Source organism: Frigoribacterium sp. AC512 (assembly GCF_979258295.1).
Genome location: NZ_OZ409850.1, coordinates 2,830,096 through 2,854,730, shown reverse-complemented (window position 1 = coordinate 2,854,730; position 24,635 = coordinate 2,830,096). Strand labels below are relative to the sequence as shown.

Here is a 24,635-nt window from a genome sequence, read left to right as displayed (position 1 = left end):
ACTCGCATGTCCCGAACCATGCGCGACGCTCCGCTGTCCCCGGAAACGGGGTCGGCCGCCACGTCGTCCACCGCCGACCGCCTCGCGGCCGGCACCACCGCAACCACACCCGGCACCACCAGCACCGGCACCCTCGTCCTCGACGAGCGTCCCGACACCGCGACGACCGTCGACCAGAGGCACCTAGCACCCTCCGGACCCGTCGGCCAGCGTCGCGAGCCGGTGCCCGCTCCTCGGCCGCGGGCCGACCACGTCAGCGTGGCGGCCCGCCCCGAGGGCGGCAGGGCGCACAGCCCGGTCATGGTGCTGCTCGTGCTCATCGCGACGCTCGGCATCCTGCTCTACGCGCAGTTCCTGCTGAACCCGAGCAACCGCGGCGACATCCTGCCCTACGCGATGATCATCGTCGCCGAGGCGATCCTCGTCGTGCAGACGCTCTTCGCGATGTGGACGATCCTCTCCGGCGGCCAGGACCCCCGCGACTTCGACTTCCACGCGACGCAGGACACCCTGTACGACGAGGACGAGATCGACCGCCTGGGCCTCCGCGGCACGCCGCACCTCTGGCCGATGCGCATCGCCGGCGAGAAGATCGTCGCCGACGTGTTCATCACGGTCTACGGCGAGGAGCTCGCCAAGATCGCGACCACCGTCCAGGCCGCGCTCGCCCTGAAGGGCGAGCACCGCACCTGGGTGCTCGACGACGGGCGCAGCGACGAGGTCCGCGACCTCGCCGCGCAGCTCGGCGCGCGCTACATCCGCCGCCTCAGCAGCAACGGCGCGAAGGCCGGCAACGTGAACCACGCGCTGGCCATCGCGAAGGGCGACTACTTCGCCATCTTCGACGCGGACTTCGTGCCGAAGACGGACTTCCTGTTCGAGACGGTGCCGTTCTTCGTCGACGAGAAGGTCGCCTTCGTGCAGACCCCTCAGACCTACGGCAACCTGACGAGCCTCGTCAGCCGCGGTGCGGGCTACATGCAGACCGTCTTCTACCGGTTCATCCAGCCGGGCCGCAACCGCTTCAACGCGGCCTTCTGCGTCGGCACGAACGTCATCTTCCGCCGCAGCGCGATCGACGAGATCGGCGGCATCGACACCGACTCGAAGTCGGAGGACGTCTGGACGAGCCTGCACCTGCACGAGGCCGGCTGGAAGTCCATCTACATCCCCATGACGCTCGCCGTGGGCGACGCCCCCGAGACCATCGAGGCGTACAGCAAGCAGCAGCTGCGCTGGGCGACCGGCGGGTTCGAGATCCTGTTCCGCCACAACCCGCTCAGCCCGCGCCGTACCCTGACGATGGACCAGCGCCTCCAGTACTTCGTCACCGCGACGAACTACCTGACCGGCATCGCCCCGCTGCTGCTGCTCATGGTGCCGCCGATGGAGATCTTCTTCGACCTCCGCCCGATGAACCTGCACATCTCGGTGCTGCAGTGGTTCCTCTTCTACGCCGGCTTCTACCTGATGCAGATCGTGCTGGCGTTCTACACGCTCGGCTCGTTCCGCTGGGAGGTGCTGATGCTCGCCACCGTGTCGTTCCCGATCTACGTCAAGGCCCTGTGGAACGTCATCAGCGGCAAGGACGAGGCGTGGAGCGTCACCGGCCGCAAGGGCAAGGTGTCGTCGCCGTTCAACTTCATCATCCCGCAGGTGCTGTTCTGGCTGTTCCTCACCCTGACCTCGTGCGTGGCGCTCGTCCGCGACGCCGACAACGGCGTGCTCACGCTGGCGACGGTGTGGAACCTGCTCAACACCTTCATCCTGTCCGCGTTCCTCGTCGCCGCCTGGCGCGAGGGCCGCACGCTCAAGCGCTTCGCGAGGGCCGAGCAGCGCGGCGACGTGACCGACGCCCCCGTGGTGCTCACCGCGCCTCCCGGCTCGGCGCCCGCGTCTCCTCGCACGCAGGTCTCGCGGCCCGCTCCGCGCACCGGCGAGGAGATCCTCGCCCTGCAGCAGGCCGACGAGGCCGAGCAGGCGGCGGCGAGGGAGGCGGACCTCGCGACCGCGCACCGCCTCGCCGACCGCACGCCCTCCGACGACCCGGAGCAGACGGCGCGCGACCAGGCCCGCCAGGCCGAGCTCGCGGCGTCCCGCGCCTTCGCCCACTCCCACGAGAGGGACGCGCTGGCGCACGCCGCGGAGCACGACCCCGACTCGCTCGTCGGCGCGGGACGCCGGGCGGACCGTCCCAGCGGCCGCCGCGCCGCCGCCTCCGCCGCCCCCGACCACGGCGACGCCCCCGACCACGGCGCCAGCGCCGACGACTCCGGCGCCCGCGCCGACCAGCAGGAGAGGGTCACGTCATGACCTGGATGAACCGCCTCAAGATGACCGCCGGCATGCTCGTCGTGCTCGTGCTGGTCGCCGCCTTCACGATGATCTTCACGCAGCGCCAGCAGCAGGTGAACAGCACGAGCGCCGAGATCGCCGCCCAGGAGTACTCGGTCGGCACCGACTACAGCGGCACCATCACCCGTTCGTACGTCGAGAACGGCGACGAGGTGAAGGAGGGCGACACGCTCTTCGAGGTGCAGAGCCTCTCGCTGCTGCAGGACATCTCGCGCGGCCTGGTGACCTACGACACCGCGACCTACTCGGTGGCCCCCGACGGCACCCTCACCCTGAAGGCCGCCGTCGACGGCACCGTCGCCGACGTGCTGCTCAAGGAGGGCAGCTTCGTCCAGGCCGGCGGCTCGCTCGGCACCATCGACAAGGAGGACACCCTCTTCGTCGCCGCCGACTTCGTGCTGACGCCGCGTGACTACGAGCGGATCGAGTCCGGTGCCGAGGTCGACCTCATGCTGCCGAACCAGACCACCATCACGGGCAAGGTCGGCGTCGTGAACGTCGAGACCAAGGACGGCGACGCCGAGACGACCCTGCAGGTCTCGAGCGACGAGCTCGTCGAGGGCGCGTACAACGGGCTCGTCACGCCGGGCACGCCCGTCGAGGCGAAGCTGCACCTCCGGGACGACGGGGTGCTCGCCGGCCCCGTCGACTCCCTCACCGACTTCCTGCGTCAGATCGGAGTCTGATCATCGCTGACGCAGGAGAAGAGACGACGGGTCGTCGTCGTGGGCTGGGTCGTTCGGGACCCTCGACCGACGCCGCGACCACCCGTCACGCCGAGGAGGCGCGGGTCGACACCCGACGCGCGCCGCGCCTCCTCGGCACCCCCCGCCTCGCAGGCCGCGGCCTCGCAGGCCGCGGCCCGGCCGGTCGCCTCGTCGCGGCCGTGGCGCTCGTGACCGCCGGCGGCCTCGTGCTGGCCGGCTGCACGAGCGACGACGGCTCGACGGGCCCCGACGGCGGCAGCACCGAGGGCCGCACCACCGCGGCCGGCGACGTGCTGCCTGCCTCGCAGGTCGACCCGCTCGTGGCCGCCCTGCCCGAGGAGTCCGTCGCCGACGTCCCGACGATGCGGCTCGCCGACGGCGTCCTGCCGCCGACCAACCGCTGGTTCTCGGGACTGGTCTTCGGCGACGAGCCGATGCCGGTCTTCCCGTTCCCGATCTCGTTCCAGCTGACCGACGACGGCTTCGCCGCCGGCCAGCCCGCCCCGGTGCCGTCCGCCACCGCGATCGTCGGCCCCGCGCTGACCGACGTCTCGGTCGACCTCGGGTCGTCCGACTTCGTCGTCAGCGGCTACGACGACGTGTCGGTCACCCTCGAGCACCGCGACGGCGACACCGTGCTCGGCCGGACGACGATCGCCGTGGGCTCGCCCACGGTGTCGTACACCGCGGCGACGGCGCAGACCGACGCGCTCTCGGTGCTCGGCGACGGCACCTTCGAGGCGGCCGGCGACGGCCGCGCGACGGTCGAGGTCGGCGACGCCACCTGGGGGGTCGTCGTCACCGGCGGCACCCTCGACGCCGACGCCTCCTCCGTCTCGCTGGACGAGGGGGGCTCGGTCGTGCTCGTCTCGGTCCCGGCCGGCGCTTCCTCCGACCAGACCACGCAGGTGCTCGACGCGGCGGCCTCGCCGCTGACCGGAGTCACCACCTCGTACGGCACGAGCGGCAGCGGCGACCAGCAGCAGCAGACCACCGAGCTCGGCTACGTGACCGCGGCGGGCGGCGACGCCCTCGTCGTCGCGGCTCCGCACCAGGGCGACTCCGGCCCCGCGGCCGGCGGCACCGACACCGGTCTCACGTACCCGACCGTCTACGGGACGGTGCCCCTCTCGATCGGCACCGGCCTGTCGTTCGGGGCGCCCACCACGACGGCCTCGGCGGCGCTCGACCTGAGCGGGCTGAGCGACGCCGAGCGCGCCTCCGTGCGCGACCAGCTCGAGATCGACGTCAGCCTGACGCCGACCTTCGCGGCCGACACGTACTACGGCGGCAAGGCGCTCTACCGGGCGTCGATGCTCTACCAGCTCGCCGTCCAGCTCGACGACCAGGAGGTGGCGGCCGACCTCAAGAAGCGGATCGTCGACCAGCTCGACCTCTGGACCGAGCCCGACGGCTGCGAGTCGCGCGACCAGGAGTGCTTCGTCTACGACCCCGCGGTGAAGGGCGTCGTCGGCAAGGCCGCGTCGTTCGGCTCCGACGAGTTCAACGACCACTACTTCCACTACGGCTACTTCCTCTACGCGGCCGGCGTCATGGCCGCGGACGACCCCTCGCTCGCCGAGGGCTGGCAGCCGGTGATGGACCTGCTCGCCGCCGACATCGCGTCGGGCTCGCAGAACGGCTCGTTCCCCGACCGTCGCGCGTTCGACCCGTTCTGGTCGCACAGCTGGGCCAGCGGCTACTCGCCGTTCGCCGACGGCAACAACCAGGAGTCGTCGTCGGAGGCGGTGGGCGCCTACGCGGGCCTGTCGCTCTGGGCGTCGGCCACCGGCGACGACGCCCTCGGCGGGGAGGCGAGCTGGATGCTGAGCGCCGAGTCGCAGGCGGCCCTCGCCTACTTCGTGGCGCCCGACCTCAGCGACCCGGTGTTCGCGGGCTCTGCCGGGACGACGACCTTCGACCACAGTGTCGTGTCGCTCAACTGGGGCGGCAAACGGGACTGGGCGACCTGGTTCTCGGCCGAGCCGTCGGCCATCGCGGGCATCCAGCTGATCCCGCTGAGCCCGACGTCGGTCGACTACCTGACCGCCGAGGCCGCAGGAGGCGCGGAGCAGGTCGACGCGTTCGTCGCGGAGGCAGCCCCGGACGGCTTCGACGGGCCGCTCGCCGACTACGTCCTGATGTACTCGGCGCTGGCCGGGAAGGACGCGGCCGCGTCGGCGCTCACGACGCTCGCCGCGCTGCCCGACACGGGGATCGACGACGGGAACTCTCGGTCGTACGCGATGGCGTGGATCCTGGCGGCGCAGGCGCGCGGCTAGCTGCACGCGGCCGCGGCTGTGGCTGCGCCCGCCTCGAACCGCGTTCCGAACCATGAACCGCGTTTTCTCGCGGTTCATGGTTCGGAACGCGGTTCCCCGCGTCCGGGGCGGCGTCAGCCGACGACGCGCGTGTCGTCGACGAGCTGCGTGACGACGCCGTCGTCGCCCACCGCGACGAGGGTGCCGCCCCAGAACTGCAGGTCGCGCGCGCCGGCGGCGTCGCCCTCGCCGGGCGTGAGCTGCCAGAGCGCGCGGCCGTCGGCGAGGTCGTACGCGACGACGGCGCCGCCGAGCGACTCGCCGCCGAGACCGACGTGGTCGGGCGTCGCGAGGTAGAGCGCGGTGCGCGACCCGGCGACAGGGGCGGCCTCCAACGGTGCGGCCAGGCGGCTCCGGACGGCGCCGGTCGAGGCGTCGAGCACGAGCAGCTCCCGGCGCGGCCCCGTCCCGTCCGACTCGTCCGGCCGTCCGACGGAGACGGCCGTCCGCAACAGCACGTCGCCGTCGCGCTGCCCCGGGGCCGCCGCGAGCACGACGGGCGCGGGCTCGTCGGCGCTCCCGGTCGGCGTCGACCAGCGCTCCGACCCGGTGTCGCGCTCGACGCACGTCACGGCCTCCTCGTCCGCGAAGACCACGCAGCCCCCCACCACCACGGGCGGGCGATCGGGCTCGAAGCCCCGCCTCCACAGCTCACGTCCCTCGGCCGCGTAGGCGATGCGCTCGACCGGGAACCCGCCGTCGCCGTCGGCCTGCAGGTCGACGAAGACGAGGTCGTCGTCGACGACGCTCGACGTGCCTCGCCCCCACGTCTCGCCCCACGCGCGTGAGGCACGGGTCGCCGGGTCGACGAGCGACGCCGCCCCCGCCGTGACGACGAGGACTCGAGCCGCGACGAGCTGGGCGCGTCCCACGGTGCCGAGGTCCGCCTGCCACGTGGACCTGCCGATCTCGTCGCGGGACAGCGTCGCGACGCGGGTGCGCGCGGGGCCGTCGACGAAGCCCCTGCCGCGGTCGCCGCCGCCGCCGCCCGTCTCCGTCGTGACGAGTACCCAGTCGTCGTCGGCCTCGAGCACCGTGACCGGGCCCTCGGCCGAGACGCGACGCTCGAGGACGAGGCCCGTCGCGAGGTCGAGCAGCGCGACCGTGGTGCTCTCCGAGCCGAGCTCCGAGGCCGCGGTGCCGATCACGGCCGTCTCGGCGTCGCCGTCGACCCAGGCGCCGAGCTGTGCGGAGGAGGCGACGTCGCTCACGTCGGAGGTCGGCGTGCTCCACCGGACCACGCCCGAGCGCGGGTCGACGCGGGCGATGCGGTCGCCTCGGGCGGCGGGTTCGGGGCAGGTCGTCGTCGAGGTGCCGAGCTGCGCGGTCGTGAGGACGAGCACGTCGTCGCCCGCCCGCGCCAGGACCCGCAGGTCGATGCAGCCCGGCTGCACGTCGGGCACGCCGAGGTCGGCAGGGTCGATCCGCCAGCCCTCGGCCGCGGGAGCGCTGCGCAGCTCGTCGACGACGAGCCCGTCCGCGGGGGCGCCGTCGGGATAGTCCGGCTGCGAGGCGACCCCCGCGCCGACGACGAGGGCGGTCGCGACGACGACCGCGGCGGCGGCCGTGCCCGCTCGACGACCCGAGGAGGCGCGCTGCCAGCGGGCGCGCAGGCCGCCTCCTCGTCCGCCCGGCCGCGCAGCGCGGCCCTGGGCATCGACGTCGGCGCGGCCGGTCCGGGCGCGGCCGGCCCGAGCACCGTCGGCGCGTTCGTCGCCGCCGGGGCGCGTGTCCTCGTGGTCCGTCACGGTGCTCGTCCCCTCTCGCGCGCCTCCGCCGATGGTACGGCCGCCCCTCTCCGGCTGCCCTCGCTGGCCCGTCCTGCGGATCCCTCTCAGATTTGAGAGTGATCCGAGCTGTGCGCCCCTCCGCAGCCCGGAGTTGCGCCCTCCCGGCGACGGATCTCTCTCGGCTTGCCCGGAATCGCCCGCCGTTAGGCTTGACCGGCCTGGCCCGGCCATGCCTGGTGCGGCCCGATCACCGCCGCACCTCGCCGCACCTCGCCGCACCCCGCAGCCGCCCCACCCCGGAGGACAGCCTCATCGAAGCCCTGGTCATCTCGATCCTCGCCGTCGCGGCGGTCGTCCTCATCGTGATGCAGGTCCTGTACCGCCGCCGGGTCATGCGCCGCCGCCAGGCCGCCGGCCAGGACCCGGTCGGCCGCGGCACCTACGTGATCTTCGCCGTGACGGCCGCCTTCTTCCTCTTCGCCGTCTTCGTCTTCCCGCTGCTCGTCCGCGGGAACTGACGGGCACGGTCCGCTGCTCGTCCGCGGGAACTGACCCGCGCCTCCTGCGGCCCCGTGCCGCCCCCGCTCGTCGCGGCGGCCGCGGACTGCGTCCGGCGACGCGTTCCGGACACGGTGACGCGCTGGATCGCGTCATCGTGTCCGGAACGGGCCAGCCCGGCACGTGAGGCCGCGCCTCCTGCGGCCGAGCCCGCGATCGGGCTCAGCCGACGAGCTCGACGCCCGTCGTCAGCCCGTGCACGACCCCGTCGGGGTCGACGCGCACGAGCGTCGGCCCCCAGAACGCCGACGTGAACGAGCCCGTCGAGAGCTCGATCGTCCACAGCGTGCGGCCGTCGGACAGGTCGAACGCGATCAGGGTGGGGGTGTCGCGGCCGCTCGGGAAGAACGTCGCCGCGTAGCCGGTCGTCCGCGAGGTGGCGATGACGTAGGAGGCGACCGGCAGCGCCGTCACCCACCGCTCGTCGCCGGAGGGCGCGGCCAGCGCGTGCACCTCCTTGCCTCGGTCCAGACCGCTCGGGTCGCCCTGCTCGTCCGCGTCGACGACGGCCGCCAGCACGTCGTCGGTCGCCGTGCCGAAGTACGCCTGCACCTGCTCGGCCTCGCCGCTGCCGCTACCTCCGTCGCGGTCGCCGCCGCCCGGGGCCTGGAGCGTGCGGCTCCAGAGCTCGTCGCCGGTGCGGGGGTCGAGGCAGGTGACCTCGCCGCCCGGGACGGTGACCGAGATGCACGAGTCCGTCACGGACGGGTAGCTCGTCGACGGGAGGCGGGCCGACCAGCGGAGCGCGCCGTCGGAGTCGAGCGACACCATCGTCGGCTCGCCCCCGGCGCGCCCGCTGAGCACGACCCCGTCGAGCGACGCGGCCCACGACTCGACGTTGCGCAGGCCGCCCGGCAGCGGCTCGACCGCGCCGTCACGCGCGTCGACGACGAGCGGCTCGTCGCCCACGTCGATCACGAGCAGGTCGCCGACGAGGCGCACGCTGAGCCCGGCGCCGGCGTTCCCCGTCCAGGTCGGCGCCGACAGGTCGTCCGCGCGGTAGAGGCGGTAGAGCGAGCGGCCGCCCTGGGCGACGACGGCCCCCTCGTCCGAGAAGCGGTCGACGGACTGCTCGGAGACGACGACGGCCGTCGTGCTGAGGCCCTCCACCTGGAGGACGGTGCCGGTGCTGCTGCCGGTGCTGCTGCCGGTGGTCGGGTCGGAGCCCTCGGGGTCGTAGCCGGGATCGCTCCCGTCGGCGGCGCCGCCCGTGGCCGACCCGTCCGATCCGTCGGCTTCGTCGGTTCTGTCGGTCCCGTCCGATCCGTCGGCCTCGTCCACCTGGCCCGTCGCGCCGTCGTCCGGCGGTCCGCGCAGCACCTCCTGCACCTCCCCGGTCTCCGTGTCGATCCGGGCGAGGCCCGATCCGACGATCGACTGCACCGCGACCAGGGCGTCCCCGGTCGCCGGGTCGACGCTCGCCTGGAGCCCGATCGCGTCGACGCCGACCGCCTCGGCGACGTCGGCGACCCAGAGCACCTCGCCCGTGCGCGCGTCGAGCCGGGCCAGCCGGCCGGGAGCGTCCTCGCAGCCGGAGTCGGGCACGTACCCCTGCGCCGACGTCGTGACGAGCACGTCGTCGTCGCCGAGCCGGGTGCTGCCGTCGAAGCCGACGCAGTCCGCCTCCGCGCCGGGCGCCAGGGCCGATCGCAGGTCGGTGCTCCACGCCGTCGTCGTCGGGGCCGTGCGGAGGTCGTCGACCTCGAAGGAGGCCCTGGCCACGGGGGCGTACTCGGGCCCCGCCGCGACGCCGCCGACCGCCACCAGGACGGCGACGAGGGCGGTCGCGCCGAGCAGGCCCGCCACCCGCCGCGTCGGGGTCAGCCGTCGCCAGCGGGCGGCCGCGGCCCGCACGACGCCGGTCAGGGCCGAGGAGGCGCGACCGGGAGGGCGGAGGGGGCCGGCCGTCGACAGGGCCGGGTCCGGCGCAGCGGGGGCGGGGTCGCCCGCGTCGTCGACGTCCTCGGTGCGGGGCCCGCCGTCGCTCCGCGCCGGGGCCCCCTCCCACACGGCCGACGCCCGGGCGGGAGCCGCCGGGCGCCAGGGCTGATCGTCGTCGTCCCGCACGGCTCCATGCTAGGTCGGGACCGGGGCTGCCGGGCCGGCCCGCGCCTCCGCCGCCGCCCCTCCGCGACCGACCGTCCGGTCGCGCGGCGGTCGTGGTCGAGCCGACGACCGCCTCCTCGACGCCGCCTCGCGCGCGTGCGCGGCCCGCAGTATGCTGGCGCGTCGCCCCCGGCCGGGGGCCGCGTCCGCCCACCGAGGAGTCACCCATGGCGACCACCCCGCCCCCGAGCGCCCGCCGCGGCCTGATGCGCACGAAGTCCGTCGAGTCGTCGATCCAGGACTCGCTCGAGGGCGAGAGCAAGCTGAAGCGCTCGCTGGGCGTCACCGACCTGACCCTGATGGGCATCGCCGTCGCCGTCGGCGCCGGCATCTTCTCGGTCGGCGCGAACGCCGCCGCGAACTTCGCCGGGCCCGGCGTCATCATCTCGTTCATCCTCGCGGCCGTCACCTGCGGCCTGGCCATCATGTGCTACGCCGAGTTCGCCTCGACCATCCCCGTGGCCGGCAGCGCGTACACCTTCACCTACGCGACGATGGGCGAGTTCCTCGCGTGGATCATCGGGTGGGACCTCATCCTCGAGACCCTCACGGGCGCGGCCGTCCTCGCCAAGTACTGGGGCATCTACCTCAGCACCGTGTTCGAGCAGTTCGGCGTGCCGCTGCCCGACACGATCGCGCTCGGGCCGGTCCAGCTGAGCTGGGGGCCGTTCCTCATCGTCGCCGTCTTCACGGTGCTGCTCGTGCTCGGCACCCAGCTGAGCTCGCGCGTCGGCAGCGTCTTCACGGTGATCAAGGTCGGCATCGTGCTGTTCGTGATCGTCGTCGGCTTCTTCTTCGTCAAGGCGTCGAACTACACGCCGTTCATCCCGGAGTCGCAGCCGCGCACCGGCGAGGGCTCGACCGACGCCTGGACGCAGTCGCTGTTCTCGTTCCTCAGCGGGGCCGCCCCGGCCCAGTACGGCGTCTTCGGCCTGCTGGCCGGCGCCTCCCTGGTCTTCTTCGCCTTCATCGGGTTCGACATCGTCGCCACCAGCGCCGAGGAGGTCAAGGACCCGCAGAAGACCATGCCCCGCGGCATCTTCCTCGGCCTCGGCATCGTGACCCTGCTCTACGTGCTCGTCGCCGTGGTGCTGACCGGCATGGTGTCGTACCGCGACCTCGCCTCGAGCGAGACGCCGAACCTCGCCACGGCGTTCGAGCTCGTCGGCGTCGACTGGGCCGCCAAGGTCATCGCCGTCGGGGCGCTCGTCGGCCTCACGACCGTGATCATGGTGCTGCTGCTCGGCCTCGCCCGCATCGTCTTCTCGATGAGCCGCGACGGGCTGCTGCCCCGCGGCCTCTCGAAGACCTCCGCCAAGCGCGGCACGCCCGTGCGCGTGCAGGTGCTCGCGGGCGTCGTCGTCGCGCTGATCGCCGGGCTCACCGACGTCGGCGTGCTCGAGGAGATGATCAACATCGGCACCCTGTCGGCGTTCGTGCTCGTGAGCATCGGCGTGATCGTGCTGCGCCGCACCCGCTCGGACCTGCCGCGCGCGTTCCGCGTGCCGCTCGTGCCGTTCCTGCCGATCCTGTCGGCGGTGCTCTGCATCTGGCTGATGCTCAACCTCACGACGCTGACCTGGGCGCGGTTCGCCGTGTGGCTCGCGATCGGCGTGGTCGTGTACTTCGCCTACGGGCGGCGGCACTCGCGCGTCGGGCGCGAGCAGGCGGCCGAGCTGCAGGAGGCGCCCCGGTCGTAGGGTGCGCGGGCTGCGGCTGCGGCTGCGCCTGCGGCCGGCCGGGTGTCTCGGCGTCGAACCGCGTTCCGAACCATGAACCGCGATAGAACGCGGTTCATGGTTCGGAACGCAGTTCCTCGCGGTGCCGAGGTAGCCGAGGGACGCCGGTCGGCGCCGCCGCCGGTCGGCGCGTGCGCGGAGCGACGCGAAAGGACAAGACGACGCGGGGGCCCGCGTCGTCTTGTCCCTTTCGCGTCGGCTCGCGCCCGCGGGCACCCGCGTCCGGGCGCTCCCGGTCAGCCCAGCTGGTCGAGGGCGGCGACGACCTCGGCGACCTCGGTGCGGGTCGTGTAGTCGACGTGGACGTCGGCGAAGACGACCCGGCCGTCGCCGTCGACCACGAGCACCGTCGGGAACGGGATGTCGCCCGTCGCGTCGGCGTTGCTGTCGGCGACGTCGAAGCCGAGCCGGGTGTGTGCCGCCCGCGCGTCGGCGGTGGGCTCGGTCACGATGCCGAGCGCGCGGCTGAGGACGTTGCCCGGGTCGGACAGCACGGGGAACTCGAGCGAGCCGTTCGTCGTGGCGAGGTCGCTGCCCTCGGGGGTCTGGGGGCTGATGGCGACCAGGGCGACGCCGCGGTCGCGCAGGGTCGGGAGCAGCTCCTCCTGGTAGGTCTTCAGCGTCAGGTTGCAGTACGGGCACCAGGCGCCGCGGTAGAAGACGAGCACCGCGGCCGATTCGCCGATCGTCTCCGCGAGGGAGACCTCGTCGCCCGCCGGGGTGAGCAGCGTGGCGTCGACGACCTGGTCGCCGACGGCGATCGCGTCGTCGGGCACACCGGCCTCGCGGAGGCCGCGCTGCTCGGCGTCGAAGACGGCGCTGAGCTCGGGGCCGATCTGGGTCGTGAAGCCCTCGTTGAACGTGCTGACCTGCGTGGCGATGTCGGTCGTCATGGCGTGCTCCTCCGTGAGGCCGCGCGTCGGGTGCGGGCCGGGTGCGTGCGACTGTAGGGGCACCTCCTCGGTGTCGTTCGCCGGTGCGTCACGGTTCGTCACGAACGCCCCCGCCCCCGCTCCCGCCGTCGCCGTCGCTGCCGCGTGCGTGCGTGCACGACTCAGGACCAGCGGCCCGGGTCCTCCTGAACGGTGCACGGCTCAGGACTCCGAGTCCCCCGTCGCGTGATGCAGGACAGAAGTTCCTGAACGGGGAGGAGGCGCGTCAGCTCTGGCAGTGGGGGCACCAGTAGGTGTCGCGCAGCTCGAGCTCCGACTCGCCGAGCTCGCCCCGGACGATCTTCGTGCCGCAGCGGAGGCACGGCTTGCCGGCTCGTCCGTAGACCCAGTCGGTGGTGCCGCGCAGGTTCCCCGTGGTGGTGCGCTCGATCCTGTCCTTGTTCGCGACGATGAGCCGGTGCGCGAGGTCGATCATCTTCGGGCGGTTCTCGACCTCGCCGACCGGACGGGTCGGGAGCACCCCGCGCAGGAAGCAGACCTCGGCCCGGTAGACGTTGCCGAGGCCCGCGAGCACGCGCTGGTCGAGCAGGGCGAGCCCGACCTCGCGCGCGGGGTCGGCCTCGAGGTTGTGGAGGGCCAGCGCGGCGTCCCAGTCGGGGCCGAGCAGGTCGGGGCCGAGGTACGCCGTGACCGAGTCCTCCGGGTCGCGGGCGACGAGCTCGACGATGCCGAGGTCGAAGCCGACGGTGACCCACTCCTCCGTCTCGAGCACCACCCGCGCCTGGTACGCGGGCCGCCGCCACTTCGTGCCGTGCTTGTACACGTGCCACGAGCCCTCCATCTTGAGGTGCGTGTGCAGGGTGTGGTCGCCGATGTGGTGCAGGAGGTGCTTGCCGCGGGCGATCACGTCGTCGACCACCTCGCCGCTGAGGTCGACCGTGGCGAACGCCGGGACGCGGAAGTCGGTCGACGTCAGCACCTGGCCGTGCAGCACGGCGTCGAGGTTCTTGGCGGAGCGGTAGACGGTGTCTCCCTCGGGCACGGTGGGGGCTCCTCCTGGTCGGTGCGGTGCGGTGCGGTGCTGGTGCTGGTGCTGGTGCTGGTGCTGGTGCGGTGTGGTGCCGGTGCCGGTGCCGGTGCCGGTGCCGGTGCCGGTGCCGGTGACTGTGCCGGTGCGGATGTGGTGCTGGTGCTGGTGTCGCCGTCGTCGAACGATCGTGGTCGTGGTCGGCCCCGGCGCGGCGACGGCCGGGCGCGGCCTACGACCGCAGCCGGATCCCGCTCGGGGTCGGGGCGAAGCCGGCGTCGCGCAGGGCGTCACCGAGACGGGTGCCGAGGACGAACTCGCCGTCGACGCGCTCGACCGCGAGCTTGCCCAGCCTCGCGCGCACGACCGACGCGAGCGAGCCGGCTGCCAACGCGAGTTCGCGGTCGTCGGGCTCGCCGAAGGTGAGCAGGGTCTTGCCGCCGCGCTCGACGTAGACGGTGAGGCGTCCGTCCACGAGCACGACGAGCGAGCCGGCCTTGCGGCCCGGACGATGACCGGTCCTCTTCGACGTACCGGTGGCGGTTCCGGTGCCGGTGCCGGTGGTCGGCCGGTCCGGGGCGGTGCCTGCTCCGTCGGGACGGGTCAGCCCCGCCGCCGCGGCCACGGCGCCGTCGCCGGCGGTGCCCTCGGCCGCGGCGGGTTGCCCGGGCCACGGCAGGGCGGCTCCGTAGGGGTTCGCGGGGTCGGTCGCGGCCAGGGTCACGACCGGGATCTCGCGCCCGCGCCCGGCCGACGCGAGGGCGTCGTCGTCGCGGCGGTCGGTCTCGTCGCGGACGAACGACCGCAGCCGGTCGACCGTCGGCCCGGTCGCGAACTGGGCGGCGCCCAGGCCCTCGACGAAGTAGCCACGGCGGGCCCGGCCCGTCTCCTCGAAGCCGCTCAGCACCTTGTAGACGGTCGAGAAGCCACCTCGCACGCCCTCGTTCATGACGGCGCCGCGCGTCACGACGCCGTGTCGCTCGAGCAGGATCTCGGCCTGTGCCGCGGCGCGCACCGTGGCGTCGGGCTCGGCCAGGGGCAGCAGCGACCAGCGCCCGCCGACCGTCGGCGGCCCGGCCTGGCGCGGCATCGTCACCCGCCCTCGGCTGCGGTACGACGACCGCGACCGGGTCGGCGTGCGGGGACGGGACGCCTTGCCGCTCACCTGCGTGCGCAGCGGCGCGAACGTGTCGTTGGTGATCTGTCCGGCCCAGACGAGGTCCCAGATGGCGGTGACGAGCGCCGCGTCGTCGGTGCTGCCCACGGCGTCGGAGAGCTGCCGGAAGAAGTACGCCCCACCGCCGGCCAGCGCGCCGAGCACCTCGCGCTGCAGCTCGTCGGTGTCGGTGCCCAGCGGCTCGGGCAGCGTCACCTGCGCACCGTCGGCGAGGTGCAGGCTGACCCAGCCGTCGTTCCCGGCCAGGCTGCCCGAGCCCGACCAGATGACCTCGCCGGTCGCCGTCAGCTCGTCGAGCATGCCGGGGCCGTAGTCGGTGACGCGGGCGGGGAGGATGAGCGTCTCCCAGGCGGAAGCAGGCAACGCGACCCCGCTGAGCTGGTCGACGACCTGCACCACGCCGTCGAGCCCGCGCAGCCCCGAGCCCTTGGTGCCGATGGCGACGTGCTGCCAGGCCGGGAGGAAGCGGCCGAGCGTGTCGGGCGCGACCGGCTCGACCTCGTGCCGCAACGCCGCGAGCGACCGGCTGCGGAGCCGCTTGAGAACCTCGGAGTCGCACCACTCGCTGCCCTGCTGCTGCGGTCGGAACTCGCCCTCGACGACGCGCCGCTGCACCCCGAGCTTGCGCAGCGTGTCGAGGACGACCGCCGTGCCGAGACCGAGCCGGTCGGCGACCATCTGCGGCGTGAACGGGGCGTGGGTGCGCGCGAAGCGACCGACGAGGTCGCCGAGCGGGTCGTCGACCGGCTCGACGAACGCTGTGGGCACGCCGATCGGCAGGGCGACGCCGAGGGCGTCGCGCAGGCGCGACGCGTCCTCGATGCCGGCCCAGCGCTCGGTGCCGCCGTGGGTGAAGCGCAGCACGCGGTTCGAGCGGACGAGGTCGGTGAGCGCCGCCTCGAGCTTGGTGCGTCCCTCCGCCGACTCTGCGGACTCGGCTGCCACGGTGTCGCCTGCCACGGCGCCTGCATCGTCGCCCGCGTCGTCCGCGTCGCTCTCGGCCTCGGCCCCGGCCCCCGCCGTGGCGGTCGCCGCGCTGCCTGCCGTCGTCGCCAGCCAGCTCCGGTCGACGATCTCGGAGGTGGTCAGCGGCCCGAGCAGGCGCAGCAGGTCGACGACGCCCTCGATGTCGCGGGCGCGGCGGTCGGGAGCGAGTCGCTGCAGCTCGAGCTCGTGCTGGTCGATGACGTCGGCGTCGAGCAGCTCGCGGAGCTCGGCCCGGCCGAGCAGCTCTTGCAGCAGGGTCGAGTCGAGCGAGAGGGCGGCCGCGCGGCGCTCGGCCAGCGGCGAGTCGCCCTCGTACATGAATGCGGCGACGTAGCCGAAGAGCAGCGACCGGGCGAACGGCGAGGGCACCTCGGTCTCGACCTCGACGACGCGCACGGCGCGGGTCTCGAGCTCGCGGGTGAGGCTCATCAGGGCGGGGAGGTCGTAGACGTCCTGCAGGACCTCGCGCACGGCCTCGAGCACGATCGGGAACTGCGGGTACTTGCGCGCCACGTCGAGCAGCTGCGACGCCCGCTGGCGCTGCTGCCAGAGCGGTGAGCGACGGCCGGGGTTGTACCGGGGCAGCAACAACGCGCGGGCCGCGCACTCGCGGAAGCGGGAGGAGAACAGCGCGGAGCCGCCCACCTCCTCCGTCACGATCGCGTCGAGGTCGTCGCCCTCGAACCGGAAGAGCTCGGACCCGGGAGGCTCGGCGTCGGTGTCGGGGATGCGCACGACGATCCCGTCGTCAGCCGCCATCGCGCCGCCGTCGACGCCGAGCTGGTCGCGGATGCGGGCCGAGATCGCGAGGGCCCACGGCGCGTGCACCTGCATGCCGTAGGGGGAGTGCAGGACGAGCCGCCAGTCGCCGAGCTCGTCCCGGAAGCGCTCGACGACGAGGGTCGTGTCGGACGGCACGTGCCCGGTCGCCTCGCGCTGCTCGGTGACGAAGGCCAACAGGTTGCGGGCCGCGCGCTCGTCGAGCCCGCCCTGGGTGACCCGTCGGGTGGCGTCGTCCGTCGACGAGCTGGCGAGCTCGCGGATGTATCCCCCGATCGCACGGCCCAGCTCGGCCGGACGGCCGATCCCGTCGCCCTTCCAGAACGGGACACGACCCGGCTGCCCGTAGGCAGGGGAGACGAGCACGCGGTCGTGCGTGATGTCCTCGATGCGCCAGCTGGTCGCGCCGAGGGCGAAGACGTCGCCGACCCGGGACTCGTACACCATCTCTTCGTCGAGCTCGCCGACGCGGGCGGCCTTCTCGCCGACCATGAAGACGCCGAACAGGCCGCGATCGGGGATGGTGCCGCCGCTCGTGACCGCGAGCCGCTGGGCGCCCGGGCGACCGGTGAGCGTGCCGTGCACGCGGTCCCAGACGATGCGGGGCCGCAGCTCGGCGAACTCGTCGGAGGGGTACTTGCCGCTCAGCAGGTCGAGCGTCGCGTCGTAGGCCGAGCGCGGCAGGGTCGCGAACGGGGCGCTGCGGCGCACGGTCTCGAACCACTCGTCGGCGTCGATCTCGTCGAGGGCGACGGCCGCGACGGTCTGCTGGGCGAGCACGTCGAGGGGGTTCGTCGGCACGCGCAGTTCTTCGATCAGGCCCGCCACCATCCGCTCGGCGGCGACGGCCGAGTGGATCAGGTCGGCTCGGTGCTTGGGGAACATCACGCCCCGGCTGATCTCGCCGACCTGGTGCCCGGCCCGTCCGACGCGCTGCAGCCCGCTGGCGACCGACGGCGGCGACTCGACCTGGACGACGAGGTCGACCGCGCCCATGTCGATGCCGAGCTCGAGCGAGCTGGTCGCGACGACGCAGCGGAGGCGTCCGCTCTTCAGGTCGTCCTCGATGATCGCTCGTTGGTCTTTCGAGACGGAGCCGTGGTGCGCCCGCGCGAGCAGCGGCTCGCTGCCCTGGGTCTGCCCGCTGCCGCCGATCAGCTGGGCAGGTGCGCCGCCTCCCACCATGGGGTTGCGGGGCGGGTTCGTCGGTGCGGACGGCGCGAAGGGGTCGACCACGGTGGACGAGTCCGAGGTGTCGGAGCCGCCGGAGGCGATCTCGGGGACGGCACCGGCGGGCACCAGCTCGCCCCGCGCCTCGTCGGCGGCCTGCAGCGCGGCGGCCCGGGTCTCGACGTCGGCGCCCGTGCGCTCGAGGTAGATGTCGTTGAGGCGCGCGGTGAGCCGCTCGGCCAGCCGACGCGAGTTCGAGAAGACGATCGTCGAGCGGTGGTCGAGGATCAGGTCGACGATCCCCTCCTCGACGTGGGGCCAGATCGAGCCCTGGGGGGCACTGCCCGCGGCGGAGCCCTCGAGCGGCGCGGCCGTGCCCAGCTCGGTCATGTCGTCGACGGGCACGACGACGCGCAGGTCGAAGGTCTTCTCCGAGCGCGGGTTCACGATCGTGACGGGCTTGCGGCCGGAGAGGAACCGGGCCACCTCGGTCGGCGGGCGCACCGTCGCGGACAGCCCGATGCGCTGCGCGGGCTTCTCGAGCAGCGCGTCGAGCCGCTCGAGCGACAGGGCGAGGTGGGCGCCGCGCTTCGTGGCGGCGACCGCGTGCACCTCGTCGACGATGACGGTGTGCACGCCCTTGAGGTTCTCGCGCGCCGCCGACGTGAGCATGAGGTAGAGCGACTCGGGGGTCGTGATGAGGATGTCGGGCGGGGTGCGCTGCAGGAGGCGGCGGTCGCCGGACGAGGTGTCGCCCGACCGCACCCCCACCGTGAGCTCGGGTGCGTCGATGCCGAGCCGGCGGGCCGTCTGGGTGATGCCGACGAGGGGCGAGCGCAGGTTGCGCTCGACGTCGACGCCCAGCGCCTTGAGCGGCGAGATGTAGAGGACCCGCGTGCGGTGCTCTTTCACCTCGGGCGGCGGCCCGCTCGCGAGCGTGTCGATCGACCAGAGGAACGACGCGAGGGTCTTGCCGGAGCCGGTCGGCGCGATGACGAGGGCGTCGTCGCCCTCGCTGATCGCCTGCCACGCCCCCTGCTGCGCGAGCGTCGGCGCCGCGAAGGCGCCCCGGAACCACTCGCGGGTCGCGGGGGAGAAGCGCTCGAGGATGTCGGTCATCGTGAGGACCATCCTGCTCCGGACCACCGACACTGCGCCGTGAGCGCGGCGTCGCAGACCGTGGTCGGGGAGTCGGCGGGTCGCCGTGCCCCGCGGCGGGCGGGCGCCCGCCCGCCGCGGGCGACGACGACCCGCCGCCCCGTGCTCTGACCCGCCGCCCCGTGCTCTGACCCGCCGCCCCGTGCTCTGACCCGCCGCGGGCGACGGCGACCCGCCGCGGGCGACGGCGACCCGCCGCGGGCGACGGCGACCCGCCGACATCGCGCGCGCCGGGCACGAGCCCCGGGCGTCGGGGGCCGCCGCTACGGTGGGCGCATGCCGAACCTGCTGCACCTCGACTCGTCCGCCGACACGGCGACCAGCCGGTCGCGCGCGATCACCGCCTCCTTCGCCGACGCCTGGCGGTCGCTCGGCGACGACCACACGGTGACGCGCCGCGACCTGCACGTCGACCAGCCGCCGCACCTCAGCGACCCGGCCCTGCACTGGCCCGCGCGGCTGCGGCTCCCCGGCGCCGCCCCCGACCCTGCCGCCGAGGCCCTCCAGGCCGAGCTGATCGCCGAGCTGACGGCCGCCGACGTGGTCGTCGTCGGCGCCCCGCTCTACAACTACACGGTGCCGTCGACGCTCAAGGCCTGGCTCGACAACGTGCACCTGCCCGGGGTCACGGCGCCCTTCGACGGCGACGACCAGCAGCCGATGCTCGGCCGTCCGCTGCTGATCGCGACCAGCCGGGGCGGTTCGTACGACGCCGGCTCGCCGACCGAGGGCTGGGACCACGCGGTGCCGGTGCTCGAGCAGATCCTGGGGTCGACGCTCGGCATGGTCGTCGAGGTGATCGCGGTGAACCTCACGCTGAGCGGGCAGATCGCGATGCCCGACGGGGCGCGCGAGCGAGCCGAGCGCGAGCTGGCCGAGGCGCTCGCGGCGGCCGCCGACGCCGCGCGCCGACTCGGGTGAACGGCCGTGCCGGCCGCCTCGGTCGCCGCGCGCAGATCGTCGCGGCCCGGGTGCTCGGCTACCTCTCGGCGGTGCTCGCCGTCGTCGGCGTCGTGACGCTCGCCAAGGGCAGCCCCGGCGTGGGCGGCCTGCTGTTGCTCGCCGCCTTCGTGCTCGTCGCGATCGCGTACGCCTTCGTCCGCAGTGTGAACCGGCGCACTGTGGACCGGCGCAGCCTGGACCGGCGCCGCCCGGACCAGCCCGGCTCGCGGCGCAGCTCCCGTCTCAGGCGGCCCGGGCGATGAGTCCGCGGCCGTAGTTGAGGCGCGACTGGGCCTCGAACAGCTGCGCCTGGCCGTCGGGCAGCGCTGGCTCGAAGCTCTGGTGGGTGAACGAGCCGTTCGTCGCGGTGAACTGGACGAAGCCCGAGCGGCGGTCCGCCTTGACGAAGAAGAACGCGATGGCCCCCAGGCCGATGATCGTCCAGAAGAAGAGCACGAGCAGCACGACGCCGAGGGCGATCGCCCAGCCCGGCGTGTATCGGTCGGTCCGGGACATGTCCTGGACGAAGAGCTGCGTGCCCGCGAGCGGACGCGTGCCCGACGGGGTCACGAGCTCGTGCTCGGTCAGGGTGATGTCGCCGTACTGGACCAGTGCACGGGGAGGCGTGGGCCGGCGGGGCGGGACAGGGACGAGCTCGCTCGACATGAGGGCCTCTCGACGTTGGTGGTGAGGCCCCAGGATGGCGGTCTCGCGGGCCGGGTGCCAACCCCCTCGCGGGGGAGGAGCTCCGGGGCGGCGATCGGGCACGCTGCCGGGCGCGCTGTCGGCGGCAGCGCCTAGGGTCGGACCATGCACAGTCGCACCCTGGGCCGCACCGGCCGCGAAACATCCGTCATCGGCCTCGGCACCTGGCAGCTCGGCGCCGACTGGGGCGACGTCAGCGAGAGCGACGCGCTCGAGGTGCTGGGCGCCTCCGTCGAGTCGGGCGTCACGTTCTTCGACACCGCCGACGTCTACGGCGACGGCCGCAGCGAGAAGGTCATCAGCACGTTCCGCGCGGCGAACCCCGACGTCCCGCTGACCGTCGCCACCAAGATGGGCCGCCGCCTCGACCAGGTGCCCTCGAACTACGTGCGCGAGAACTTCATCGCCTGGACCGATCGCTCGCGTCGCAACCTCGGCGTCGACACCCTCGACCTGGTCCAGCTGCACTGCCCGCCGTCCGCCGTGTACGACGACGACGCCGTGTACGACGCGCTCGACGAGCTCGTGCAGAACGGGGCCATCGCCTCCTACGGGGTGTCCGTCGAGGAGGCGCAGCAGGCGCTGACCGCGATCGCCCGCCCCGGCGTCGCGACCGTCCAGATCATCCTCAACGCGTTCCGGCTCAAGCCGCTCGACGAGGTCCTCCCGGCGGCTCAGCGGGCCGGGGTCGGCGTCATCGCCCGCGTGCCGCTCGCCAGCGGGCTGCTCTCGGGCAAGTACACGGCCGAGACGACGTTCGCCGAGAACGACCACCGCACCTTCAACCGCCACGGCGAGGCCTTCGACCAGGGCGAGACCTTCAGCGGCGTCGACTTCGAGCAGGGCGTCCGCGCCGCGCAGGAGTTCGCGGCGGCCGTGCCCGACGGCGTCACCGTGCCCCAGGCGGCGCTCGCGTGGATCGTCGACCAGCCGGGCGTCAGCACCGTCATCCCGGGGGCACGCAACGTCGAGCAGGCGAAGGCCAACGCGGCGGCCGGCGACGTCGAGCTCGAGGAGGGCCTCGACTCCGAGGTCGTCCGCATCTACGACGAGTACTTCCGCGCCGCGGTCCACCCCCGCTGGTGACCTCGCGAGTGGTCCGAGATCGATCCCCGGCCCGCACGCCGACGTCGATCTCGGACCTCTCGCGTGCCCGGCCGGGCCGCGGTCGGGCTCGCACCGGGCCGCCGTCGGGCCGCGGTCGGGCGGCGGTCGGGTCCGGCCGTGCTCGCGCCGGGGTACAGCGACCTGACCAGCCGGGCAGCCGCCCGGGCGTAGACCGGGGTCATGGCCGACAACATGTACACGCCCCAGAACCCCATCGAGCAGTACCCGCAGCCTCCCTTCGAGCCACAGCAGCAGTCCGCGCCCGGCGACGTCCACGCGATGAAGCCCGAGCCCGACCACGGCGAGACCAGCTACGTCGGCAGCGGCCGGCTGGCCGGTCGCAAGGCGCTCGTCACCGGTGCCGACAGCGGCATCGGCCGTGCGACCGCCATCGCCTACGCCCGTGAGGGCGCCGACGTCGCGCTCAGCTACCTCCCCGAGGAGCAGGCCCAGGCCGAGGAGGTCGCCCAGCTCGTCCGCGACGCCGGCCGCACCGCGGTGCTGCTGCCCGGCGACCTCCAGGACGAGCAGACCAACGCCGAGGTCGTCGAGAAGACGGTCGCGGAGCTCGGCGGGCTCGACATCCTCGCGATCATCGCCGGCGTCATGCCGACCGTCGACAGCATCGACGACTTCGAGACGAAGACGCTCGACCACGTCCTGAAGGCCAACATCTACCCGCTGTTCTGGCTGACGAAGGCGGCGTCGCCGCACCTGAAGCCCGGTGCGTCGATCCTCACCTGCTCGTCGATCCAGGGCTTCCAGCCGTCGCCCTCGCTCGCCGAGTACGCCGTCTCGAAGGCCGGCATCGCCAACTGGACCCGTGCCATGGCCCAGCAGCTCGCCGAGCGCGGCATCCGCGTCAACGGCGTCGCCCCCGGCCCCGTCTGGACCCCGCTGCAGCCCGCGTTCGTGCCGAACGAGAAGATCGAGACGTTCGGGTCGGAGGCCGCCTACGGCCGTCCCGGACAGCCCGTCGAGCTCGCCCCGTCGTTCGTGTTCCTCGCGAGCCAGGAGTCCAGCTACATCAGCGGCGAGACCATCGCGGTGACCGGCGGCACGCCGATCCACTGAGCCGCGCCTCCTGCGGTCGTCGACGGCCCGTCCCGCTGCTGCGGGGCGGGCCGTCGGTCGTGGCCGGCGTGCGGGGCGGGCCGTTCGCCGTCCCCGGGGCTGGGGTCGGGTCGACGTGCCGCAATGCGAGACGGATCCTCCTTCGCGCGACCGCGCTGCCGCCTCCTTCCGTCCTCCGGCTCAGGAACACTCTCAAATTTGAGAGTGATCCGCGTCCGCGTCCGCGTCCGCGTCCGTGCCCGCGTCCGGGCTTCGGCCCAGCCTCCGTCCGCGCCAGCACCCGGTGCGACTAAGCCCAGCGCGTGCCCTCGCCCGCGAGCACGGCCCGGTACCCCTCACGGAACGTCGGGTAGGCGAACGTGAAGCCCGTCCCGCGCAGCAGCCCGTTCGACAGCCGCTTGTCGCCGCCCGCCTGCCGCCCCGCAGGAGGCGCGGGCTGCGGAGCGGGGACGCCCAGCTCCGCGGCCAGGAAGACCAGGACGTCGTCGAGCCGCGCCGGCTCGTCGTCGGTGCCGAGGTAGACCGGCCCCACCATCGCGAGCCCGGCGAGGTGGACGAGCGCGGCGGCGGCGTCGTCCCGGTGGATCCGGTTGGTGTGCGGCGACGTGCCGGGCGTCTCGGCGAGGGTCGCCGACCCGCCGCGCACCTGCTCGATCAGTCGCTCGCGCCCTGGACCGTAGATGCCCGAGAGTCGCACGAGGGTCGCGTGCGGTGCGCGGTCGCGCAGCAGCGCCTCCGCCTCGACCAGCACCGCGGCCGTGGGGGTGCCGCCGGTCGCGGGGGTCTCCTCGGTGACCAGGCCGCCGTCGTCGACGTCGTACACCGCGGTCGACGAGACGACGAGGAGGCGCGGGTCGGCCGCCGAGCGCTCGATCCCGTCGAGCACGTGCGCCAGCCCGTCGACGTACGTGGCCCGGTACTCGTCCGGGTCGCGGCTGCCCGCGGCGAGGGCGACCACGACGACCGTCGCGTCGTCGTCGATCACGGGCGCCTCGGCGCGCAGGTCGACGGCGCGGCCCTCGAGCTGCTCGGGCAGCACCTCGGGCCGGCGGCGCAGGCCCACCACGCGGTGCCCCTCGGCGGCGAACCGCAGGCCGGTCTCGGTGCCCAGGTCGCCGCAGCCGGCGATGACGATGCTCATCGATCGAGCGTACCGACGGAGGTGCGGCGCGGCCTGGGCGGGGCGCCCCGCACCTCCTGCCGGTCCCTCCCCGAAGCGGCCCGCGCCTCCCGCGCACAGCGCTCCGCGCCGACGCGGGCCGCGCCTCCCGCCGTTGCCGACCGGGAAGCTGCAGATGCCGACCGGGAAGCCGCAGGCACCGCCCGTGAAGCTGCAAATGCCGACCGGAGAGCCCGTTGTAGCGGCTTTTCCGGTCGCCGGATGCGGTCTCGAGGCCAGATTGGTCGGCATTTGCGGCCAGCAGCCAACAGCCAGCAGCCAGCAGCCAGCAGCCAGCAGCCAGCGGCCAGCAGCTGTGTCCGGGCGGGCGGGCGGCAGCGAGCTCCGGACGGGTGCGGCGGCTCAGAGCCGCTCGAGCGTCGCCGGGTCGAGCGTCCCGTCGAAGAACCGCCCGAGCGCCCGGGCGAAGCGCTCCTCGGAGGGGTCCGCCTGGGCGAACAGCGTCAGCGACGAGTGCAGCTTCATCGCGTCGACCTCGCCGAGCACGTCGACGGCAGAGGGGCCGTCAGCACCGTCGGGAAGCTCGAGCAGGGCGTCGACGCAGTCGAGGAGGCGCGGGCCGAGCACCGGGTGCGCGAGGAACGCCCGGGCGGCACCGACCGTGTCGAGGGCGAAGTGCCGCGAGGTCGCGCTGGTGCCCAGCCCCGCCACCTGCGGGAACACGAACCACATCCAGTGGCCGCGCTTGCGCCCGGCGCGCAGCTCCCGCAGCGCGTGGTCGTACGTGCCGTCCGCCTCCTGGGCGTCGACGAAGCGGTCGAGGTCGTGGCGGGAGAGCAGGTCGTCGTCGGTCATCGTCCCGGTCTACGCCCGTCGACGGGCGGTGCGTCCGACACGGGGCCTGTCGTCGCCCCTGCGAGCCCGCGACCCTCCAGGGGCTGGCGGAGCCGTCGCCGCACGAGCTAGTCTGGTCGGCTGC

General features: G+C 73.8%; 17 protein-coding genes. 9 read left to right on the top strand and 8 right to left on the bottom strand.

The window, feature by feature from the left end; translation table 11 throughout:
* Window positions 1-6 precede the first annotated feature (6 nt).
* The 3 genes from ACZZ97_RS13170 (at window position 7) to ACZZ97_RS13160 (ending at window position 5,344) form a co-directional block, all read left to right on the top strand.
* The gene (locus ACZZ97_RS13170; protein ID WP_463473434.1) at window positions 7-2,313 is read left to right on the top strand and encodes a glycosyltransferase family 2 protein; all 2,307 of its coding nucleotides are present in this window, start codon (window positions 7-9) and stop codon (window positions 2,311-2,313) included.
* Complete coding sequence (locus tag ACZZ97_RS13165; protein ID WP_463473433.1) at window positions 2,310-3,041, top strand: HlyD family efflux transporter periplasmic adaptor subunit; 732 nt, start codon at window positions 2,310-2,312, stop codon at window positions 3,039-3,041. The genes ACZZ97_RS13170 and ACZZ97_RS13165 overlap by 4 nt, the downstream gene beginning before the upstream one ends.
* Before the next feature lie 200 nt (window positions 3,042-3,241).
* On the top strand, window positions 3,242-5,344 hold the full coding sequence (locus ACZZ97_RS13160; RefSeq protein WP_463473432.1) for a glycosyl hydrolase: 2,103 nt from the start codon (window positions 3,242-3,244) through the stop codon (window positions 5,342-5,344).
* Between the two features lie 113 nt (window positions 5,345-5,457).
* On the opposite strand, the gene ACZZ97_RS13155 is transcribed toward ACZZ97_RS13160, so the two are convergent.
* Window positions 5,458-7,131 carry a PQQ-binding-like beta-propeller repeat protein gene (locus ACZZ97_RS13155; RefSeq protein ID WP_463473431.1) on the bottom strand — a complete coding sequence of 558 codons (1,674 nt, stop codon included), beginning with the start codon at window positions 7,129-7,131 and terminating at the stop codon, window positions 5,458-5,460.
* Between the two features lie 218 nt (window positions 7,132-7,349).
* Here ACZZ97_RS13155 and ACZZ97_RS13150 point away from each other — a divergent pair, with 218 nt between their 5' ends.
* Window positions 7,350-7,631 carry a hypothetical protein gene (locus tag ACZZ97_RS13150; RefSeq protein ID WP_463473430.1) on the top strand — a complete coding sequence of 94 codons (282 nt, stop codon included), beginning with the start codon at window positions 7,350-7,352 and terminating at the stop codon, window positions 7,629-7,631.
* A gap of 202 nt (window positions 7,632-7,833) precedes the next feature.
* Here the strand turns inward: ACZZ97_RS13150 and ACZZ97_RS13145 are convergent, their stop codons facing one another.
* Entirely contained in the window at window positions 7,834-9,738 is a 1,905-nt protein-coding gene (locus ACZZ97_RS13145) for an outer membrane protein assembly factor BamB family protein (RefSeq protein WP_463473429.1), read from the bottom strand.
* Between the two features lie 206 nt (window positions 9,739-9,944).
* On the opposite strand from ACZZ97_RS13145, the gene ACZZ97_RS13140 reads away from it, so the two are divergent.
* Window positions 9,945-11,477 (top strand): APC family permease, encoded by a 1,533-nt coding sequence (locus tag ACZZ97_RS13140; protein WP_463473428.1) that lies wholly within the window; start codon window positions 9,945-9,947, stop codon window positions 11,475-11,477.
* Between the two features lie 275 nt (window positions 11,478-11,752).
* Here the strand turns inward: ACZZ97_RS13140 and ACZZ97_RS13135 are convergent, their stop codons facing one another.
* The 3 genes from ACZZ97_RS13135 to ACZZ97_RS13125 all read right to left on the bottom strand — a co-directional run bounded on the left by ACZZ97_RS13135 (window position 11,753) and on the right by ACZZ97_RS13125 (window position 18,669).
* Complete coding sequence (locus ACZZ97_RS13135; RefSeq protein ID WP_463473427.1) at window positions 11,753-12,409, bottom strand: peroxiredoxin-like family protein; 657 nt, start codon at window positions 12,407-12,409, stop codon at window positions 11,753-11,755.
* Window positions 12,410-12,674: 265 nt separating this feature from the next.
* Window positions 12,675-13,451: a DNA-formamidopyrimidine glycosylase family protein gene (locus ACZZ97_RS13130; RefSeq protein WP_314104670.1), complete on the bottom strand. Its 777-nt coding sequence runs from the start codon at window positions 13,449-13,451 to the stop codon at window positions 12,675-12,677.
* 217 nt (window positions 13,452-13,668) lie between these two features.
* Window positions 13,669-18,669: an Lhr family ATP-dependent helicase gene (locus ACZZ97_RS13125; RefSeq protein WP_463473426.1), complete on the bottom strand. Its 5,001-nt coding sequence runs from the start codon at window positions 18,667-18,669 to the stop codon at window positions 13,669-13,671.
* A 315-nt stretch (window positions 18,670-18,984) separates the two neighbouring features.
* Between ACZZ97_RS13125 and ACZZ97_RS13120 the strand changes: the two genes are divergently transcribed.
* Both ACZZ97_RS13120 and ACZZ97_RS13115 read left to right on the top strand, forming a co-directional pair.
* On the top strand, window positions 18,985-19,629 hold the full coding sequence (locus tag ACZZ97_RS13120; protein ID WP_463473425.1) for an FMN-dependent NADH-azoreductase: 645 nt from the start codon (window positions 18,985-18,987) through the stop codon (window positions 19,627-19,629).
* Window positions 19,626-19,913 (top strand): hypothetical protein, encoded by a 288-nt coding sequence (locus ACZZ97_RS13115; RefSeq protein ID WP_463473424.1) that lies wholly within the window; start codon window positions 19,626-19,628, stop codon window positions 19,911-19,913. Before ACZZ97_RS13120 ends, ACZZ97_RS13115 begins: the two co-directional genes overlap by 4 nt.
* Here ACZZ97_RS13115 and ACZZ97_RS13110 read toward each other — a convergent pair.
* Window positions 19,894-20,316 carry a hypothetical protein gene (locus tag ACZZ97_RS13110; protein WP_314103213.1) on the bottom strand — a complete coding sequence of 141 codons (423 nt, stop codon included), beginning with the start codon at window positions 20,314-20,316 and terminating at the stop codon, window positions 19,894-19,896. The two genes, ACZZ97_RS13115 and ACZZ97_RS13110, sit on opposite strands and share 20 nt — an antisense overlap.
* Window positions 20,317-20,460: 144 nt before the next feature.
* Between ACZZ97_RS13110 and ACZZ97_RS13105 the strand changes: the two genes are divergently transcribed.
* Complete coding sequence (locus ACZZ97_RS13105) at window positions 20,461-21,441, top strand: aldo/keto reductase (RefSeq protein ID WP_463473423.1); 981 nt, start codon at window positions 20,461-20,463, stop codon at window positions 21,439-21,441.
* Between the two features lie 201 nt (window positions 21,442-21,642).
* Window positions 21,643-22,536 (top strand): SDR family oxidoreductase, encoded by an 894-nt coding sequence (locus ACZZ97_RS13100; RefSeq protein ID WP_463473422.1) that lies wholly within the window; start codon window positions 21,643-21,645, stop codon window positions 22,534-22,536.
* A gap of 289 nt (window positions 22,537-22,825) precedes the next feature.
* On the opposite strand, the gene ACZZ97_RS13095 is transcribed toward ACZZ97_RS13100, so the two are convergent.
* Together ACZZ97_RS13095 and ACZZ97_RS13090 are read right to left on the bottom strand one after the other, a co-directional pair.
* Window positions 22,826-23,677 (bottom strand): Rossmann-fold NAD(P)-binding domain-containing protein, encoded by an 852-nt coding sequence (locus ACZZ97_RS13095; RefSeq protein WP_314103207.1) that lies wholly within the window; start codon window positions 23,675-23,677, stop codon window positions 22,826-22,828.
* A 381-nt stretch (window positions 23,678-24,058) separates the two neighbouring features.
* Complete coding sequence (locus ACZZ97_RS13090) at window positions 24,059-24,511, bottom strand: DUF1810 domain-containing protein (protein ID WP_463473421.1); 453 nt, start codon at window positions 24,509-24,511, stop codon at window positions 24,059-24,061.
* Window positions 24,512-24,635: the final 124 nt, after the last annotated feature.

Excerpts from the sequence above, each read along its gene's own strand:
- ACZZ97_RS13170 (WP_463473434.1), top strand. The coding sequence starts at position 7 with ATGTCCCGAACCATGCGCGACGCTCCGCTGTCCCCGGAAACGGGGTCG.
- ACZZ97_RS13165 (WP_463473433.1), top strand. The coding sequence starts at position 2,310 with ATGACCTGGATGAACCGCCTCAAGATGACCGCCGGCATGCTCGTCGTG.
- ACZZ97_RS13140 (WP_463473428.1), top strand. The coding sequence starts at position 9,945 with ATGGCGACCACCCCGCCCCCGAGCGCCCGCCGCGGCCTGATGCGCACG.
- ACZZ97_RS13135 (WP_463473427.1), bottom strand. The coding sequence starts at position 12,409 with ATGACGACCGACATCGCCACGCAGGTCAGCACGTTCAACGAGGGCTTC.
- ACZZ97_RS13125 (WP_463473426.1), bottom strand. The coding sequence starts at position 18,669 with ATGACCGACATCCTCGAGCGCTTCTCCCCCGCGACCCGCGAGTGGTTC.
- ACZZ97_RS13120 (WP_463473425.1), top strand. The coding sequence starts at position 18,985 with ATGCCGAACCTGCTGCACCTCGACTCGTCCGCCGACACGGCGACCAGC.
- ACZZ97_RS13110 (WP_314103213.1), bottom strand. The coding sequence starts at position 20,316 with ATGTCGAGCGAGCTCGTCCCTGTCCCGCCCCGCCGGCCCACGCCTCCC.
- ACZZ97_RS13105 (WP_463473423.1), top strand. The coding sequence starts at position 20,461 with ATGCACAGTCGCACCCTGGGCCGCACCGGCCGCGAAACATCCGTCATC.
- ACZZ97_RS13100 (WP_463473422.1), top strand. The coding sequence starts at position 21,643 with ATGGCCGACAACATGTACACGCCCCAGAACCCCATCGAGCAGTACCCG.
- ACZZ97_RS13095 (WP_314103207.1), bottom strand. The coding sequence starts at position 23,677 with ATGAGCATCGTCATCGCCGGCTGCGGCGACCTGGGCACCGAGACCGGC.
- ACZZ97_RS13090 (WP_463473421.1), bottom strand. The coding sequence starts at position 24,511 with ATGACCGACGACGACCTGCTCTCCCGCCACGACCTCGACCGCTTCGTC.